This window comes from Caballeronia sp. GAFFF1, from assembly GCF_023630705.1.
Taxonomy (GTDB): domain Bacteria; phylum Pseudomonadota; class Gammaproteobacteria; order Burkholderiales; family Burkholderiaceae; genus Caballeronia.
Genome location: NZ_JALQEM010000032.1, coordinates 84,937 through 101,673 on the forward strand (window position 1 = coordinate 84,937; position 16,737 = coordinate 101,673).

Genomic DNA, 16,737 nt, shown 5'->3' on the forward strand with positions numbered 1-16,737 from the left:
GATGAGTAATCAGCAACCCACCATCATCTACACCCTGACCGACGAAGCTCCGCTGCTCGCGACCAGCGCCTTTCTGCCGATCATCCGCACGTTCACCGCGCCGGCCGGCGTGAATGTGGAAACCAGCGACATTTCGCTCGCCGGGCGCATTCTCGGCGAGTTCCCCGAATTTCTGACGGAAGCGCAGCGCGTCCCGGACAACCTCGCCGAACTTGGCCGCCTCACGCAGCTTCCGGACACCAACATCATCAAGCTGCCGAACATCAGCGCGTCGGTGCCGCAGCTCGTCGCCGCGATCAAGGAACTGCAGGGCAAGGGCTACAAGGTGCCCAACTATCCGGAAGAGCCGAAGAACGACGAAGAAAAGGCCATCGCCCAGCGTTACTCGAAGTGTCTCGGCAGCGCGGTGAACCCGGTTCTGCGTGAAGGCAATTCGGACCGCCGCGCGCCGCTCGCCGTCAAGAACTACGCGAAAAAGCATCCGCACAGCATGGGCGAATGGAGCATGGCGTCGCGCACGCACGTCGCGCACATGAAGCACGGTGACTTCTATCACGGCGAAAAGTCCATCACGAATGACAAGTCTCGCGAAGTGCGCATGGAGCTCGTCACGAAGCGCGGCGACACCATCGTGCTGAAGCCGAAGGTCAAGCTGCAGGAAGGCGAGATCGTCGACAGCATGTTCATGAGCAAGAAGGCGCTCATCGCGTTCTACGAAGACCAGATGGAAGACGCGCGCAAGACCGGCGTCATGCTTTCGCTGCACGTGAAGGCGACCATGATGAAGGTGTCGCACCCGATCGTCTTCGGCCACGCGGTGAAGGTGTTCTACAAGGACGCGTTCGCCAAGCACGCGAAGCTCTTCGAAGAACTGGGCGTGAACGTCAACAACGGTCTCGTCGATCTTTACTCGAAGATCGAGGCGCTGCCGGAATCGCAGCGCGATGAAGTCATCCGCGACATGCACGCGTGCCACGAGCACCGTCCGGCACTGGCCATGGTGGATTCGGCGAAGGGCATCTCGAACCTGCACGCGCCGAACGACGTGATCGTCGACGCATCCATGCCCGCGATGATTCGCGCCGGCGGCAAGATGTGGGGCGCGGATGGCCGTCCGCAAGACACGAAGTGTCTGATTCCGGAGAGTACGTTCGCGCGCATCTATCAGGAAATCATCAATTTCTGCAAGACCAACGGCGCATTCGATCCGCGCACGATGGGCACGGTGCCGAACGTCGGCCTGATGGCGCAGAAGGCCGAAGAGTACGGCTCGCACGACAAGACGTTCGAAATTCCGGAAGACGGCACGGCGCGTATCGTCGATAACGCGACGAACGAAGTCATCGAATCGCTCACGCAGCAGGTCGAGCAAGGCGACATCTGGCGCATGTGCCTCGTGAAGGACGCGCCGATCCGCGACTGGGTAAAGCTCGCCGTCACGCGCGTGCGCAATTCGGGCATGCCGGCCGTATTCTGGCTCGACCCGTATCGTCCGCACGAAAACGAGCTCATCAAGAAGGTCGAGAAGTACCTGAAGGATCACGATACCGAAGGGCTCGACATTCAGATCATGTCGCAAGTGCGCGCCATGCGTTACACGCTCGAGCGCGTGATCCGCGGCCTCGACACGATTTCGGTGACCGGCAACATCCTGCGCGACTACCTGACCGACCTGTTCCCGATCATGGAACTCGGCACGAGCGCGAAGATGCTGTCCATCGTTCCGCTGATGGCGGGCGGCGGCCTGTATGAAACCGGCGCGGGCGGCTCGGCGCCGAAGCACGTGCAGCAACTGGTGCAGGAAAACCACCTGCGCTGGGATTCGCTCGGCGAGTTCCTGGCGCTGGCGGTATCGCTGGAAGAGCTCGGCATCAAGAGCAACAACGCGAAGGCGAAGCTCGTCGCGAAAGCGCTCGACGCCGCCACCGGCAAGCTGCTCGACAACAACAAGGGCCCGTCGCCGAAGACCGGCCAGCTCGACAACCGCGGCAGCCAGTTCTACCTCGCCATGTACTGGGCGCAGGAATTGGCGAACCAGACGGAAGTTCGCGAACTGGCCGAGTTCTTCGCGCCGCTCGCAAAGAGCCTGGCTGAGAACGAGCAGAAGATCGTCGAGGAACTGACTGCCGTGCAGGGCAGCGAAGCGGATATCGGCGGCTACTACAAGCCGGAGGACGCGAAGCTCACCGCCGTGATGCGTCCGAGCCAGACGCTCAACGCCGCGCTCGCGCAGGCGCAAACGAAGTAAGGCGAAGGAGCGCGGGCTGCATGCTCGCGCTCATCCTCGCGTTGGCGTTCGGCGCCAACGCGATTTCTCTTCGAACGCCTTTTCGCGGCGTTCGTTCCCAGCGGCATTCAGCCCCGCGCCGTTTCAACGCATTTGGTTACAACGTGTGCCGGCTCGCAGGAAAGGGAGCAGGTAAAATTCTTGCCCTCGCTGCCAGCTTCGCAAGACATCCAACTTCGCATGAATCTACATGACCAGCTCGGCGCGCTGGAGTCGAGCCTCGATGCGCTCCTCCGGGCCGCCACCGTTCCGCCGGTTACCGGCGCTGCCGCTCAGTCTGTCGCTGCGTCGGCCACCGACGATATCGCCGAGCCGCCTTTCCCGCTGCCGCCCCGCGCGGACGAGTCCCAGGAAACCGCGCTCGCAGCCACCGACGCTCAGACGCAAGCGCCCGCCGACGCCGAGCCCGACGCGCCGCCCGCGCTGACCGTTTCGCGCCCGGACCGCGACACCATTCAGATGACCATCGCGGGCCAGTCCGTGCTGCTGAATCCGCAGGGCGTGTCGGAGTTGATCGAGGAGTTGTCAAACGTGCGGGCGTCGATGTCGGTGGAACAGCCGATGGGCGTTGCGCCCGGCTGGCGCTTTTCGGCGACGAAGAATCCGGTGATGGCGGTGCAGAAGCACGCGAACGGCGACCGCCTGCTGATCATGCGGCACACGGGTCACGGCTGGGTGCCGTTCACATTCTCGCCGGACATGGTCGTCGAACTGTACGCGATGCTGACGCGGCGCTAAGTCCTGCGCCGCCGCCCGATCAAGAACCTTCCTGCGTCGGCGCCTGAACGCGCGCCTTCCACTGTCCGCCCTTGCCGCGCCAGTAGCGCACGGCCGAACCGATCGTCGCCGAGACATAGAACAGCGCCACGAGCGGCAACAGCGGCGCCCACAACAATGACCGCCGGTAGTAACGCAGCATCGGGCCATAGGCGATGCACATCATCGCCCAGGCCGCGCAGGCGGGCCAGGCGCGCGCGCGCCACGTCAGCGCGAAGACCGGCGGAACCAGATAGATCAGCGCCATGCCGAGCACCGTGCCGGCCAGCAGCAGCGGCGAATAGCGCAACTGCGTGAACGCGGTGCGCGCGATCATGTTCCAAATTTCGCGCCAGTCGTCGTAAGGGCGCAGCGACTCGCTCCGGTCCGCGAGATCGAGGCGAATCGGGCGCGCGTCCGCTTTGCCCGCGCGATGCTTGATGCGCAGCGCGAGACTGCAATCGTCGATCAGTTCGCCGCGGATCGATTCGATGCCGCCCGCCTCCACGAGCGCCGAACGGCGCACGAGCATGCAGCCGCCCGCCGCGCCCGCGGTCATCTTGCGCCTGTCGTTGACCCAGGCGAACGGGTACAGCTTCGCGAAAAAGAACACGAACGCCGGAATCAGCGCCTTCTCCCACGGCGAATCGCAGCGCAGGCGCACCATCAGCGAAACGAGATCGCGATCTTCCAGAATGGTACGCGCGACCAGTTGCGTCGCGGCATCGGCCGGATGGTAGATGTCGGCGTCGGTGAGGAGCAGGAATTCGGCGGGAAGACCGAGCGTGTCGATCGCATTGATGCCCTGCGACTGCGCCCATACCTTGCCCGACCATCCCGGCGGCAGCGGCTTGCCCGTCAGCACGGTCAGCCGGTCTTCGAGGCCGAGATCGCGGGCCGCGGCAAGCGCGACGGCGGCCGTGCCATCGGTGCTGTGATCGTCGACGACCACGACGTGGAACGCGCCCGCATAGTCCTGCTTCAACAACGAACCGACCGCGCGGCCGATCACGTCGGCTTCATTGCGCGCGGGGACGACCGCGACGAGCGCAGGCCACGCGCCGCGCCGCGCGATCTCCGCCTTGCCGACCGCGTGCACCGCGGCATCCGAAAGCGCGGGCGCGGGCTGCGCGCGCCAGAAGCCACCTCGCGCAACGAGCAGCACGATCCAGATCAGGAATGACAGCCAGGCGATGAGTAACATGAATTTGACGATTAGCTTGAACCCGCGTTGCGGGCAGCGCACCCATGCGCGCGCGCATCGACTGCGCTTGACGGCAAAGCACGCGTTGCACGGAGGACACACGAATCAGGATGGCGGCGGCCCGCCGAAACCAGCCGCCGCGGATGTACACGGCGCGGGATAACGCGATGCCGCAAGCGTTCACGCCGTCCCGGGCGACCGACAGTTTAATGGCTTTGGCGCGCGGGCGTATCGACGGCGCGCCGCACGCGTTCGCCCGCGCCGCACGACGAGCGCTCAAAAAGGGAACGCGTTAGAATACGCGGTCATCCTCGGCGCGCAGACAAACTTACCGGGTCCTTCTTCCGGTGTGCTTCCAGGACGTTGCAGGCATTGCGTATGCAACGTCAATCAATCGAAGCGTGAGTTGCGCGTCTATTACCCGAAACCCGCGCTAGTCGGAGTTCGCTCGAACATGCGTATCATCCTTGCTCAACCCCGCGGTTTTTGTGCGGGCGTGGTCCGTGCGATCGAAATTGTCGATCGCGCGCTCGAACGGCATGGCGCCCCGGTCTATGTTCGCCATGAGATCGTTCACAACCGGCACGTTGTCGACAACCTGCGTGGCAAGGGCGCGCGTTTCGTGGAAGAGCTCGACGAAGTGCCGCAAGGCGCGGTCGCCATTTTCAGCGCGCACGGCGTGGCGCACAGCGTCGAGCGCGATGCCGAGGCACGCGGTCTCGACGTGCTGGACGCCACGTGCCCGCTCGTGACCAAGGTTCACGTGCAGGGCCGGCAATATGTATCGCAAGGGCGCACGCTGATTTTGATCGGCCACGCCGGGCATCCGGAAGTGGAAGGCACCATCGGCCAGATTCCCGGCAAGGTGGTGCTCGTGCAGAGTGAAGCCGAGGTCGACACCATGTCCCTGCCGCCCGACACGCCCGTCGCTTACGTCACGCAGACGACGCTCTCGGTGGACGACACGCGCGGCATCATCGACGCATTGCAGCGCCGCTTCAGCGATATCGTCGGGCCGGACACGCGCGACATCTGCTACGCGACGCAGAACCGGCAGGCCGCGGTGCGCGAGTTGTCATCGCAAGTCGATGTCCTGCTCGTGGTCGGCGCGACCAACAGTTCCAATTCGAACCGTCTGCGCGAGATCGGCACTGAAAGCGGCGTGCCGAGCTACCTCGTCGCGGACGGTTCCGAGATCAAGCCCGAATGGTTTGCGCATGCGCAGACGGTCGGCATCACGGCGGGCGCTTCGGCGCCCGAAGAAATGGTCGAACATGTGATCGATGCCCTGCGCGCCTTCGGACACGTCGAAGTCACGACGATGAACGGCCGCGAGGAGAAGGTCGAATTCAAACTCCCCGCGAAGTTGCTGCAACCGCTCGCCGCGCTGTCGGCCACGGCCGCAACGGCGATTCGCGAAGAATAAGGAGAGGACGCAAATTGTCTATCCCGATGCTCCAGAAGGTCCGCGTTGGCGCGTACATCGCCCGCCAGCACTTTTCGCGCAATAAGCGTTATCCGCTCGCGCTCATGCTGGAACCGCTGTTTCGCTGCAATCTGGCGTGTAACGGCTGCGGCAAGATCGACTATCCGGACCCGATCCTGAACCAGCGCCTGTCGCTTGAAGAATGCCTGGGCGCCGTTGACGAGTGCGGCGCGCCGGTCGTTTCCATTGCGGGCGGCGAGCCGCTCCTGCATAAGGAAATGCCGCAGATCGTGAAGGGCATCATCGAGCGCAAGAAGTTCGTGTATCTCTGCACGAACGCGCTTCTGATGGAAAAGAAGATGGACGATTACCAGCCGAGCCCGTACTTCGTCTGGTCCGTTCACCTCGACGGCGATCAGGCCATGCACGACCATTCGGTGTCGCAGGACGGCGTGTACGACAAGGCCACGAAGGCCATCCGCGAGGCGAAGCGCCGCGGCTTTCGCGTGAACATCAACTGCACGCTGTTCAACGATGCCAATCCGGAACGCGTCGCGAAGTTCTTCGACACGCTCGGCCCGATGGGCGTGGACGGCATCACGGTGTCTCCCGGCTACGCGTACGAGCGCGCGCCGGACCAGCAGCACTTCCTGAATCGCGACAAGACCAAGACGCTTTTCCGCGAGATCTTCAAGCGCGGCAACAACGGCAAGAACTGGTCGTTCAGCCAGTCGGCCATGTTCCTCGACTTCCTCGCGGGCAACCAGACGTATCAGTGCACGCCGTGGGGCAACCCGGCGCGCACGGTGTTCGGTTGGCAGCGTCCGTGCTATCTGCTCGGCGAAGGTTACGCGAAGACCTTCAAGGAGCTGATGGAAACCACGGAGTGGGAAAAGTACGGCACCGGCAACTACGAGAAGTGCGCGGACTGCATGGTGCACAGTGGCTTCGAGGCGACTGCCGTGATGGATACGGTGGCGCATCCGCTGAAGGCGCTGGGCGTGTCGATGCGCGGGCCGCGCACGGAAGGCGCTTACGCGAAGGAACTGCCGATCGACAAGCAGCGTCCGGCCGAATACGTGTTCTCGAAGCACGTCGAGATCAAGCTGGAAGAGATCGGGCGCGCGCAGAAGAACAAGTCGTCGAAGACGGCTGCGGCGGCGCACTGAGCTTTAGTTGAAGGTTGAGATCTGCAAAGGGCGGATGGCTTTCGGGTCATTCGCCCTTTCTCTTTGCGGCTTCTCTTTGCGGCTACCAGATCGTCTTGACGTGTTCGTACTCGCGGATGAGCCGATCCCGCGTCACGATAGGCGCCGCGAGCGCACGCGCCGTCGCGACGATCAAGCGATCCGCCGGGTCGTTGTGAAACTCGCCCGGCAAGTCGATCGACTTGATGGCGATGCTGCTATCCACGGGCATGAACCGCACTGCGTCGATTCGATTCACTTTCTCGATCCAGTCGCCCACGTCCATCGACAGTCCTATCTTGCCGCGCCGCACGAGCAGCGCGATCTCCCACGCCGAGATGGTGGAGACGACGATCTCGCCGCGTTCGCCTGATTCCTTCTCGATTGCCGCGCGCGCCTGTTTGCTGAGCGCGCCTCCGCTCACCCACCACAGCAGCGTATGCGTGTCGAGCACGATCACCGATACGCCTCCCAATCGTCCTCGCCGATCGGCTCGAAGGCGTCTTCGCAAAACAGCACGCTGCCCCGCAATTCCTCCAGTGGCGTGAGCGCCGAGTTGTCGTACCGCCGTACCTCAAGCACGGGCTTTCCATGGTCCGTCACGATCATGCTCTCTCCTGTCGATTCGACGAGCCGGAAGTATTCGAGCGCCTTTGCCTTGAACTCCGATTTCGAAACTCGCTTGTGAGACATGATATCGACCCTGGTCACGTGACGGTAGTCATTTTAGCCTCGTCCGAACGGAATAGGCAAAACGGACATTTTTCGAAGTCCAAATGAAAACGCGACGGCTCCCGCCGTCGCGTTTTCAGTCACTGCTTCCCGGAATCAGTCACGCATCAGCAACACTTCCCCGCGCCCGATCCGTACCGCGCCTCCTGCCGCTCGCGAAAAAACTCCGCGTACGTCATCACGGGTTTGTCGGGATGGGTCGTCTGCATGTGCGTGACGTACGCATCATAATCAGGCATGCCGACCATCAGGCGCATTGCCTGGCCGAGATACCGCCCTGCTTGCCGAAGATCGCTGAACATGGCCGACTCCCTGGCTTCTTGGGCTCAATGACCCGAGCGCACTGCCGCGCCGCCGCCCGTGGGCATCGGCTCGAACGGCGTTTCGCGCACCGTCGGCCGCGCCTCGCGGCGCGCGCGCAGCACGACCAGCACGGCATACACCGCGATGCTCACCACAACGAACATGAAGAGCGCCGACAGCGCGGCATCGACGTAATCATTGAAGATGATGCGCTGCATCTCCGGCAACGACTTCGCCGGCGCCATCACCTTGCCTGCCTCGAACGCGTCGCGCAGCTTGCCCGCATGCGCGAGGAAGCCGACCTTCGGGTTCGCGTCGAAGATCTTTTGCCAGCCGGCAGTCAGCGTGCAGATGAGCAGCCACACCGTCGGCACGATCGTCACCCACGCGAAACGCTCGCGCTTCATCTTGAACAGCACCACGGTGCCGAGCGTCAGCGCAATGCCGGCGAGCATCTGGTTCGAGATGCCGAAGAGCGGCCACAGCGTATTGATGCCGCCGAACGGATCGACCACGCCTTGATACAGGAAGTAGCCCCACGCGGCGACGCACAAGCCGGTCGCGACGAGATTGGCCACCAGCGATTCCGTGCGGCGCAGCGCCGGGTGGAACGTGCCGAGCAGGTCTTGCAGCATGAAGCGTCCGGCGCGCGTGCCGGCGTCGACCGCGGTCAGAATGAACAGTGCCTCGAACAGAATGGCGAAGTGATACCAGAAGGCCATCATTGCCGGCCCGCCGATCACGCGATGCAGAATCTCCGCCATGCCGACTGCCAGCGTCGGCGCGCCGCCCGCCCGCGCGACGATGGTGGTTTCGCCGACGGCCTTCGCCGTCGAGGTGAGCATGTCCGGCGTCAGCGTGAAGCCCCACGACGTGACCGTGTGCGCGACGGCGTCCGGCGTCGTGCCGAGCAGCGCGGCCGGGCTGTTCATCGCGAAGTAGACGCCCGGCTCGATCACGCAGGCGGCGACGAGCGCCATGATCGCGACGAACGATTCCATCAGCATCGCGCCGTAGCCGATGAAACGCATGTTTACTTCGTTGTCGATCATCTTGGGCGTGGTGCCCGACGAGATCAGCGCGTGGAAGCCCGACACCGCGCCGCACGCGATCGTGATGAAGAGGAACGGGAACAGGTTGCCCGCCCAGACGGGACCCGAGCCGTCGACGAACTTCGTGAACGCGGGCATCTTCAGTTCGGGCGCGACGATCAGAATGCCGATCGCGAGGCCGAGAATCGTGCCGATCTTGAGGAACGTCGAAAGATAGTCGCGCGGCGCGAGCAGCAGCCACACCGGCAGCACCGACGCGATAAAGCCGTAGCCGATCAGAATCCACGTGAGCTGAACGCCCGTGAACGTGAAGAGCGGCGCGAGCGTCGGCGATTGCGCGACCTGTCCGCCGTAGGTGATCGCGAGCATCAGCAGCACGAAGCCGATGATCGATACTTCGCCGATGCGCCCCGGCCGAATGAAGCGCGTATAGACGCCCATGAAGAGCGCAATCGGAATGGTCGCGGCGACCGTGAACGTGCCCCACGGCGAATTCGTCAGCGCCTTCACGACGATCAGCGCGAGCACCGCGAGAATGATCACCATGATGAGGAACGCGCCGAAGAGCGCGATCACGCCGGGCACGGTGCCCAGTTCCATCTTGATGAGATCGCCGAGCGAGCGGCCGTCGCGGCGCGTGGAGATAAAGAGCACGACGAAATCCTGCACCGCGCCCGCAAACACGACGCCCGCGAGAATCCACAGCATGCCGGGCGTGTAGCCCATCTGCGCGGCGAGCACCGGACCGACGAGCGGACCCGCGCCCGCAATCGCCGCGAAATGGTGGCCGAACAGCACGTATTTGTTGGTCGGCACGTAATCGAGGCCGTCGTTGTGGCGCACGGCCGGCGTCATGCGCAAGCCGTCGAGCTTCAACACCGTGCCGGCGATGAAGCGTGAATAGAATCGATACGCGATGAGATAGACGCAGACCGCCGCGATGACGATCCACAGTGCGCTGACTCGCTCGCCGTGCGCGAGCGCGATGGTGCCGAAAGCGAACGCGCCCAAAAGCGCGAGCGCGATCCAGACCAGGAATCCGGAAGCCCGATTCATGGTGTCTCCTATTTTGGTAAGTCTTGGATGTCCGCCCGCGCGGCTCGAGCCGTGGAGCGCCTCGGGCGTGTAGTATTCGCCTTCGTCCCGGACCTCACAACCGGACAACTACGTACGCTCCCTACGCGAAACTACGTAGAGCATCGAACGTTCCAGCGTCATGAACCTGAAAGCCAAAATTGTTTTACTGGCGATCGTGCCGTTCGCGCTCGCCATCGGCGGTATCGAATATGGCGTGCGCCATCAGGCGACCTCGCTCGCCCGCGCCCAGCACGCGACGCTGCAAACGGCGTACATGTCCAGCAAGGAAGTGGAGTTGCGACATTACGTCGAACTGGCGAAGAGCGCCATCGCGCCGTATTACAACGCGCCGCCCGGCGACCCGCGCAGCGACGACGAACGCCGTCAGCTTGCGCTCGATGCGCTGCATCGTCTGGACTTCGAGCCCGACGGCTACTTTTTTGTCTACACGATGCGCGGCAAGTCGCTGATGCATCCGCGCCAGCCGGATCTCGTCGGACGAGACTTGTGGACCATGCGCGATCCCGCCGGCGAACTCACCATCCAGCAGTTGATTCGCGAAGCGTCGAAGGGCGGCGGCTATGTGCGTTACGTGTGGCAGCGGCCGTCCACCGGCCAGCTCGCACCGAAGCTCGGCTATGTGGTACCGCTGGAACGTTGGGACTGGATGATCGGCACCGGCATTTATCTGGAGGATGTGGAGACGGCGCTCACGCGCATCGACGGCCAGGCCGCCGCGAACATCGACAGAACCGTGATGTGGATCGGCGGTATCGCGCTGGCGGCGCTCGGCGTGATCGCGTTGTGCGGCGCGGTGCTCAATATCAGCGAGCATCGCAGCGCGGACGCCAAGCTCAAGCGCCTCGCGCGGCAGGTGGTCGAATCGCAGGAACACGAGCGGGCGCGGCTCTCGCGCGAACTGCACGACGGCATTAGCCAGATGCTGGTGTCCGTCAAGCTGCTGCTGGAATCGGCGCTCGCGCGCTTCGAACGTTCCCCGGCGCGCGAAGCCGCCGCCGAGGCCGCGCTGGCCACCGGTCTCGGGCGTCTCGCCGCGACCTTGCGCGAAGTGCGCCGCATCTCGCACGCGCTGCGCCCGACGATGCTCGACGACCTCGGCCTCGCGGCCGCGCTGGAACAGCTCGCGCGCGAGATGGACGGGCAGGACGGCATCGAAGTGCGCTTCGAGCCGACGGCGGACGGCAAGCCTTCCGCGTTGCCCGATCCGGTGAATACGGTGCTGTTTCGCATTGCGCAGGAAGCGCTGAACAACATCGCGCGGCACGCGCACGCGAGCCGGGCGACGCTCGCGCTCGATATCGCGCCGAACGGCGTGCGGCTCGTCGTCAGCGACAACGGACGCGGTTTCGATGCGCAATCCGCGCTGGCCGATCCGGCGAGCGGCCTCGGCCTGCGCAACATGCGCGAGCGGCTGGACACGCTCGGCGGCACGCTTTCCATTCAGTCGCAACTGGGCCGCACGTCGATCACGGCGCATGTGCCATTGCCGCTCTCCGCCCCGAATCTTCAAGGACTTTCCGATGACGCCTGAACCCGCCCGACTGCTGCTCGTCGACGATCATCCGCTCGTGCGCGACGGCCTGCGCGCGCGGCTCGACGCCGTGCCGCGTCTGTCTGTCACCGGCGAAGCGGGGAACGGCCACGAGGCGCTCGCGCTCGCCGCCGACGAAGCCACGCGCCCCGACCTCGTGCTGATGGACGTCGGCATGGCGGGCATGAGCGGCATCGAACTGGCCGCGCGGTTCCACGAACGCTTCCCCGCTATCCGCGTGCTGATGCTCTCGATGCACGACAACGTGGAGTACGTGACGCAGGCCGTGCGCGCGGGCGCGAGCGGCTACGTGCTCAAGGATTCGCCGGCCACCGAGATCATTCAGGCGATCGACGCGGTGCTCGCCGGCAAGACCTTCTTCAGCGCCGGGCTCGCGGCCCGCATGATTCAGGCACAGGCCATGCAAACGCCGCTGGAACGTCTGACGCCGCGCGAACGCGACATTCTCGACGCGCTCGCGCAGGGCTTGTCGAGCAAGCAGATTGCAACGCAGCATGGATTGTCGGTGCGCACGGTGGAGACGCACCGGCTGAACCTCAAGCGGAAGCTATCTATTGACGGACAGGCGGAACTGATCAAGTTCGCCGTGGAAAACCGGCGCGGCTAGGTCAGCCGGCCGAACGCGCGTTATGCTCGGCCAGATATTTGATGAGGCCGTCTACGCCGCCCTTCTGAAGCTGACCGGCGAACTGCTGCTGATAGACCTGGATGAGCCACGCGCCCATCATGTCGATGTCGTAGATTTTCCAGCCCTGCGCCGTCTTGCCGAGGCGGTAGCGCACCGGGTTGTCGCCACCCGTCGAGACGACGTGCGACTCCACCACGGCGTCTTTCGCGCTCGCGTCGACGTTCGGCGGGTCGAAGCGGAACGTCACGTCCTGGTCCCGCAGCTGCGCGAGCGAAGCCGCATACGTATGCACGAGCAGCGTCTGGAACTGGTCGTAAAGCTGCTTTTGCTGCTCGGGCGTGGCGCTGGCCCATGCCTTGCCCAATGCAATGCGCGTGGTGCGCTGAAAGTCGGTGGCGGGCAGGAAGCGCGCTTGCACGAGTTGCGTGATCTTCGCCATGTCGCCGCCGCGCGCTTGCGGGTCGGCCTTCATCGCGTTGACGGTGCCTTCGACTGCACTTTTGACGACGGCCTCCGGGCTCGTTTGGGCGACCGCCGCGCCGGAAAACGACAGCGTGGCGAGGAGAAAAGCGAAGCAGACAGACAGATAGCGTTTCATGGCACCCGTTCTCTAATGATCCAATTGTTCGGCGCGGACTCGTCAGGCCGTCGAGCCAGTATATCGACAGACCAGCGGGCCGACAGTTCACCGCCGCCCGACCGCGCCGTCTCCACCGGTATACTTGCGCGGCATCAACCGCCGTCGTTGGACTCGCGGTTCGGCCGCCGAAGCGAAAGCCGGCGCGCGAACGCGGCAGCGTCACTACGCGGCTCGCAATATGCGGTCCGCGAAAATAACAGGTCACACCAGGTAGCGTCTTCATGCTGACGTCCAACATTACCCGCTTCGTCACGCTCGCCATTCGCCGGCCGGCGTGGATTATCGCCGCTTCGATTCTGCTCGGCATCCTCTCCACGATTTATGTCGTTCACCACTTCAAGATCAGCACCGACGTCAGCCAGCTGATCGAAAACGAACCGCAATGGGCTGCACGCGGCGACGCCATCGAAAAAGCCTTTCCGCAGCGCGGCGCCACGCTGCTGATCGTGGTCGAAGCGCCCGCCGCCGAATTTGCCGATGCCGCCGCGAACGAACTCGCCGCCGCGCTTGCCAAAGAGCCGGACCGCTTCAAGTCGATCTCGCAGCCGGAAGGCGGCGAGTTCTTCGCGCACAACGGCCTGCTCTATCTGCCGGCCGACAACGTCGATCAGGTCACGAAGCAGCTGGCCCAGGCGCGCCCGCTCATCAACACGCTGGCGCACGATCCCACGCTCACGGGCCTCGCGCAGACGCTCAACACGACGCTCAATGTGCCGTTGATGCTCGGTCAGGTCAATCTCGGCCAAATGGCCAATCTACTCGGCCGCAGCGCGACCGTGCTGGACCGCGTGCTCGCGAACCAGCCCGCCGCGTTCTCATGGCGCGATGTCGCCAGTCCGGGCGGCGACGGGCCAGGCCGCGCCTTTATCACCGTGTTGCCGCAACTCAATTTCAGCGCGCTGAAAGCGGCCGCCGGCACGTCCGACGAAATCCGCGCGGTGGCCGCGAAGCTCGGCCTCGACAAGAAATACGGCGCGACGCTGCATCTGACCGGCGCACAACCGCTCGCCGACGAGGAATTCGCCTCCGTGCAGGACGGCGCCGCGCTCAACGGCGCGCTCACTTTCCTCGTCGTGCTGATGATTCTCTGGGTCGCGCTGCGCTCGAAGCGCATGATCCTCGCGGTGTTCATCACGCTCTTCGTCGGGCTCTCGGTGACGGCGGCGCTCGGCCTCATGATGGTCCATGCGCTCAACATGATCTCGGTGGCGTTCATGGTGCTGTTCGTCGGGCTCGGCGTGGACTTCGGCATTCAGTTCGGCGTGAAGTATCGCGAGGAGCGGCATCGGCACAAGCGGCTCGACGTCTCGCTCGCGGAGACCGCCCGGCATGTCGCCGTGCCGCTCACGCTCGCCGCGACCGCCACCGCCGCGAGCTTCTTCTCGTTTTTGCCGACCGCCTATCGCGGCGTGTCGGAGCTGGGGCTGATCGCCGGCGTCGGCATGTTCGTCGCGTACGTGACCAACATGACGCTCTTGCCCGCGCTCATAAAAGTGTTCGCGCCGCCGGGCGAGGCCAAAGCGCCCGGTTTCCCGATGCTCGCGCCCGTCGACGAATTCCTCGACCGGAATCGCAAGCCGGTGCTGATCGGCACGCTCGTCGTCGTGATCGGCGCGCTGCCGCTGCTCACGCACTTGCGCTTCGACTTCAATCCGCTGCATCTGAAAGACCCGCGCACCGAGTCGATGGCGACGCTCATCTCGCTCAAGGACTCGCCCGAAGCCGCGGTAAACGATGTCGCCGTGCTCGCGCCGTCGCTGGCTGACGCGGACCGCATCGCGGCGAAGCTCGACAAGCTGCCCGAAGTGGAACGCGCGACCACGCTGTCGTCGCTCATTCCTGCCGATCAGCCGGCGAAGCTCAAGCTGATTCAGGCCGCCGCCGATCAACTGCTGCCCGCGCTGAATCAGGCGGTGGCGTCGCCGGTGACGGACGCGGTGCGGGTCGCGACGCTCAAGCGCGTGTCGAACCAGCTTTCGCTCGCCGCCGACGAGCATCCCGGCCAAGGCGCGCCGGAAGCGAAGCATTTGTCGGCGACGCTGGCGAAGCTCGCGCAAGCCGACGCCGCCACGCGCGACCGCGCCGAACACGCGATGGCCGAGCCGCTGCGCCTTGCGCTCGCGCAACTTCGCGCGCTGTTGCAGCCGGCCGAAATCACCCGCGCGACGCTGCCGCCCGCGATGGTCGAGTCGTGGGTGACGCCGGGAGGCCAGGCGCTCGTGAACGTGTCGCCGAAAGCGCCGCCGGGCGTCGATCCGAACGACGACACGCTGCTCGCGCATTTCGCGGACGCCGTGCAGCGCGTCGAGCCTACCGCTATCGGCGGACCGATTTCCGTGCGCCATTCGGCCGAAGTCATCATCACCGCGTTCGAACATGCCGCGTTGTATTCGCTCATCGCCATCACGGTGCTGCTGTGGCTCGCGCTGCGTCGTTTCGGCGACGTTCTGCGAACTTTGGTACCGTTGCTCGTTTCGGCGATCGTGACGCTGGAGTTGTGCGTCGTCTTCCGCATGCCGCTCAACTTCGCGAATATCATCGCGCTGCCGCTCATGCTGGGCGTCGGCGTCGCGTTCAAGATCTATTTCGTGATGGCGTGGCGGCAAGGACAGACGCGCCTTCTCCAGTCGAGCCTCACGCACGCCGTGATGTTCAGCGCGGCCACCACCGCAACGGCTTTCGGCAGTCTCTGGTTTTCGCATCACCCCGGCATGTCGAGCATGGGGCGGCTCCTGGCGCTGTCGCTTCTGTGCACGCTGATCGGCGCCGTGGTGTTTCAGCCCGTGCTGATGGGCAAACCGCGCAAGGTGCGCGCGGCGGACCGCGCTAGGCTGCGCGCGAGCCAGCGGCATGACAATCTAAGAGGAATTGAAGAATGAGAATGGCTCCAGCGGCGCCTGCCGCTGCCGCGCTCCGCAAGCTGGCGACGAGTTTCGCCGTCGCGGGCGCGCTTTTGATGGCTGGGTGCGCGACGGGTCCGGACCGCAATCCGCACGATCCGCTCGAACCGATGAACCGGACCATCTTCAAGTTCAACGACACGGTCGATAATTACGTGGCGCGTCCCGTCGCGCAGTTCTACGTGAACTGGACGCCGAGTCCGTTCCGCACGGCGGTCAGCAACTTCTTCTCGAACCTGGGCGATTTCAGCAACTTCGCCAACAACCTGCTGCAACTGAAGATCACGGACGCCACGCAGGATTTGATGCGCATCGCAATGAATTCGGTGTTCGGCATCGGCGGGCTGATCGACATTGCATCGCCTGCGGGCTTGCCCAAGCATCATCAGGACTTCGGCCTGACGCTCGGCCATTACGGCGTGCCGTCGGGGCCGTATGTCGTGCTGCCGCTGCTCGGCCCGAGCTCGGTGCGCGATTCGACGACATGGCTCGTCGACTGGCGGGTGAATCCGGTGAGCTATGCGGACTCGGAGATTCGCTGGCCGCTGTACGGCGTGAACTTCGTGAGCGCGCGCGCCGACCTGCTCGGGGCGACCGATCTGCTCTCGCAAGCCGCGCTCGACAAATACGCGTTCGTGCGCGATGCCTACACGCAGCGCCGCCAGTATTTGCTGACGGGCGGCTCGTCGGCGTCGCTGCCCGATTACGGCGACGAAGGCGTGAGCGCGCCCGAAGGAGCAAGCGCGCCGCAAGGAGCGAGCGCGCCGGGCAGCAGCAGCGAGGAGCAAGGCCTGCCGAATTACGTCGATCCGGGCGCGGCGGCATCGCCTGCCGGTGGCGTGGGGCCGAAATCGCCGGCGCCGGGCGCGGGCGAGCCGAACACCGCGCCGTCGCCGAGTTCGAGCAAGTCGCAGGGCCTGCCTCAGTATCAGGACCCGGCGGAAAGCAAGTAAACCGCTGCGGCCAGCGCGT

General features: G+C 64.6%; 15 protein-coding genes. 9 read left to right on the top strand and 6 right to left on the bottom strand.

Translation table 11 applies throughout. The annotated features are described in order from the left end of the window. The first annotated feature begins 1 nt into the window (after position 1). From NCR37_RS18710 to NCR37_RS18720, 3 genes are read left to right on the top strand one after another with little or no spacing between them, the layout of a single operon-like run. Positions 2 to 2,248: an NADP-dependent isocitrate dehydrogenase gene (locus NCR37_RS18710; protein ID WP_250474340.1), complete on the top strand. Its 2,247-nt coding sequence runs from the start codon at positions 2 to 4 to the stop codon at positions 2,246 to 2,248. 20 nt (positions 2,249 to 2,268) lie between these two features. Beyond that, a complete protein-coding gene (locus NCR37_RS18715; protein WP_250474342.1) occupies positions 2,269 to 2,481 on the top strand; it encodes a hypothetical protein in 213 nt (70 codons plus the stop codon). After that, entirely contained in the window at positions 2,468 to 3,025 is a 558-nt protein-coding gene (locus NCR37_RS18720) for a hypothetical protein (RefSeq protein WP_250474343.1), read from the top strand. Before NCR37_RS18715 ends, NCR37_RS18720 begins: the two co-directional genes overlap by 14 nt. Before the next feature lie 19 nt (positions 3,026 to 3,044). On the opposite strand, the gene NCR37_RS18725 is transcribed toward NCR37_RS18720, so the two are convergent. Then, a complete protein-coding gene (locus tag NCR37_RS18725; protein ID WP_250474344.1) occupies positions 3,045 to 4,247 on the bottom strand; it encodes a glycosyltransferase in 1,203 nt (400 codons plus the stop codon). Positions 4,248 to 4,701: 454 nt separating this feature from the next. Between NCR37_RS18725 and ispH the strand changes: the two genes are divergently transcribed. Together ispH and hpnH are read left to right on the top strand one after the other, a co-directional pair. After that, positions 4,702 to 5,673, top strand: a complete 972-nt coding sequence (gene ispH / locus NCR37_RS18730) for a 4-hydroxy-3-methylbut-2-enyl diphosphate reductase (RefSeq protein WP_244849634.1) — start codon at positions 4,702 to 4,704, stop codon at positions 5,671 to 5,673. Between the two features lie 14 nt (positions 5,674 to 5,687). Next, positions 5,688 to 6,842: an adenosyl-hopene transferase HpnH gene (gene hpnH / locus NCR37_RS18735; protein WP_250474345.1), complete on the top strand. Its 1,155-nt coding sequence runs from the start codon at positions 5,688 to 5,690 to the stop codon at positions 6,840 to 6,842. Between the two features lie 82 nt (positions 6,843 to 6,924). Here the strand turns inward: hpnH and NCR37_RS18740 are convergent, their stop codons facing one another. The 4 genes from NCR37_RS18740 to NCR37_RS18755 all read right to left on the bottom strand — a co-directional run bounded on the left by NCR37_RS18740 (position 6,925) and on the right by NCR37_RS18755 (position 10,003). Beyond that, a complete protein-coding gene (locus tag NCR37_RS18740; RefSeq protein ID WP_250474474.1) occupies positions 6,925 to 7,320 on the bottom strand; it encodes a type II toxin-antitoxin system VapC family toxin in 396 nt (131 codons plus the stop codon). Next, positions 7,317 to 7,556 (bottom strand): type II toxin-antitoxin system Phd/YefM family antitoxin, encoded by a 240-nt coding sequence (locus tag NCR37_RS18745; protein ID WP_250474475.1) that lies wholly within the window; start codon positions 7,554 to 7,556, stop codon positions 7,317 to 7,319. Before NCR37_RS18745 ends, NCR37_RS18740 begins: the two co-directional genes overlap by 4 nt. 143 nt (positions 7,557 to 7,699) lie before the next feature. After that, positions 7,700 to 7,894 carry a YbdD/YjiX family protein gene (locus NCR37_RS18750; protein WP_086967065.1) on the bottom strand — a complete coding sequence of 65 codons (195 nt, stop codon included), beginning with the start codon at positions 7,892 to 7,894 and terminating at the stop codon, positions 7,700 to 7,702. Between the two features lie 24 nt (positions 7,895 to 7,918). Continuing rightward, positions 7,919 to 10,003 carry a carbon starvation CstA family protein gene (locus NCR37_RS18755; RefSeq protein WP_250474346.1) on the bottom strand — a complete coding sequence of 695 codons (2,085 nt, stop codon included), beginning with the start codon at positions 10,001 to 10,003 and terminating at the stop codon, positions 7,919 to 7,921. Between the two features lie 160 nt (positions 10,004 to 10,163). Between NCR37_RS18755 and NCR37_RS18760 the strand changes: the two genes are divergently transcribed. Both NCR37_RS18760 and NCR37_RS18765 read left to right on the top strand, forming a co-directional pair. Continuing rightward, the gene (locus NCR37_RS18760) at positions 10,164 to 11,576 is read left to right on the top strand and encodes a cache domain-containing protein (protein WP_250474347.1); all 1,413 of its coding nucleotides are present in this window, start codon (positions 10,164 to 10,166) and stop codon (positions 11,574 to 11,576) included. Beyond that, on the top strand, positions 11,566 to 12,204 hold the full coding sequence (locus NCR37_RS18765; RefSeq protein WP_250474348.1) for a response regulator: 639 nt from the start codon (positions 11,566 to 11,568) through the stop codon (positions 12,202 to 12,204). The genes NCR37_RS18760 and NCR37_RS18765 overlap by 11 nt, the downstream gene beginning before the upstream one ends. A gap of 1 nt (position 12,205) precedes the next feature. Here the strand turns inward: NCR37_RS18765 and NCR37_RS18770 are convergent, their stop codons facing one another. After that, the gene (locus tag NCR37_RS18770) at positions 12,206 to 12,823 is read right to left on the bottom strand and encodes an MlaC/ttg2D family ABC transporter substrate-binding protein (protein WP_244849638.1); all 618 of its coding nucleotides are present in this window, start codon (positions 12,821 to 12,823) and stop codon (positions 12,206 to 12,208) included. A gap of 263 nt (positions 12,824 to 13,086) precedes the next feature. Here NCR37_RS18770 and hpnN point away from each other — a divergent pair, with 263 nt between their 5' ends. Both hpnN and NCR37_RS18780 read left to right on the top strand, forming a co-directional pair. After that, positions 13,087 to 15,744, top strand: coding sequence for a hopanoid transporter HpnN (gene hpnN / locus NCR37_RS18775; protein ID WP_250474349.1), 2,658 nt, complete (start codon positions 13,087 to 13,089; stop codon positions 15,742 to 15,744). Further along, positions 15,741 to 16,718, top strand: coding sequence for an MlaA family lipoprotein (locus tag NCR37_RS18780; protein ID WP_502800556.1), 978 nt, complete (start codon positions 15,741 to 15,743; stop codon positions 16,716 to 16,718). Before hpnN ends, NCR37_RS18780 begins: the two co-directional genes overlap by 4 nt. Positions 16,719 to 16,737 lie beyond the last annotated feature (19 nt).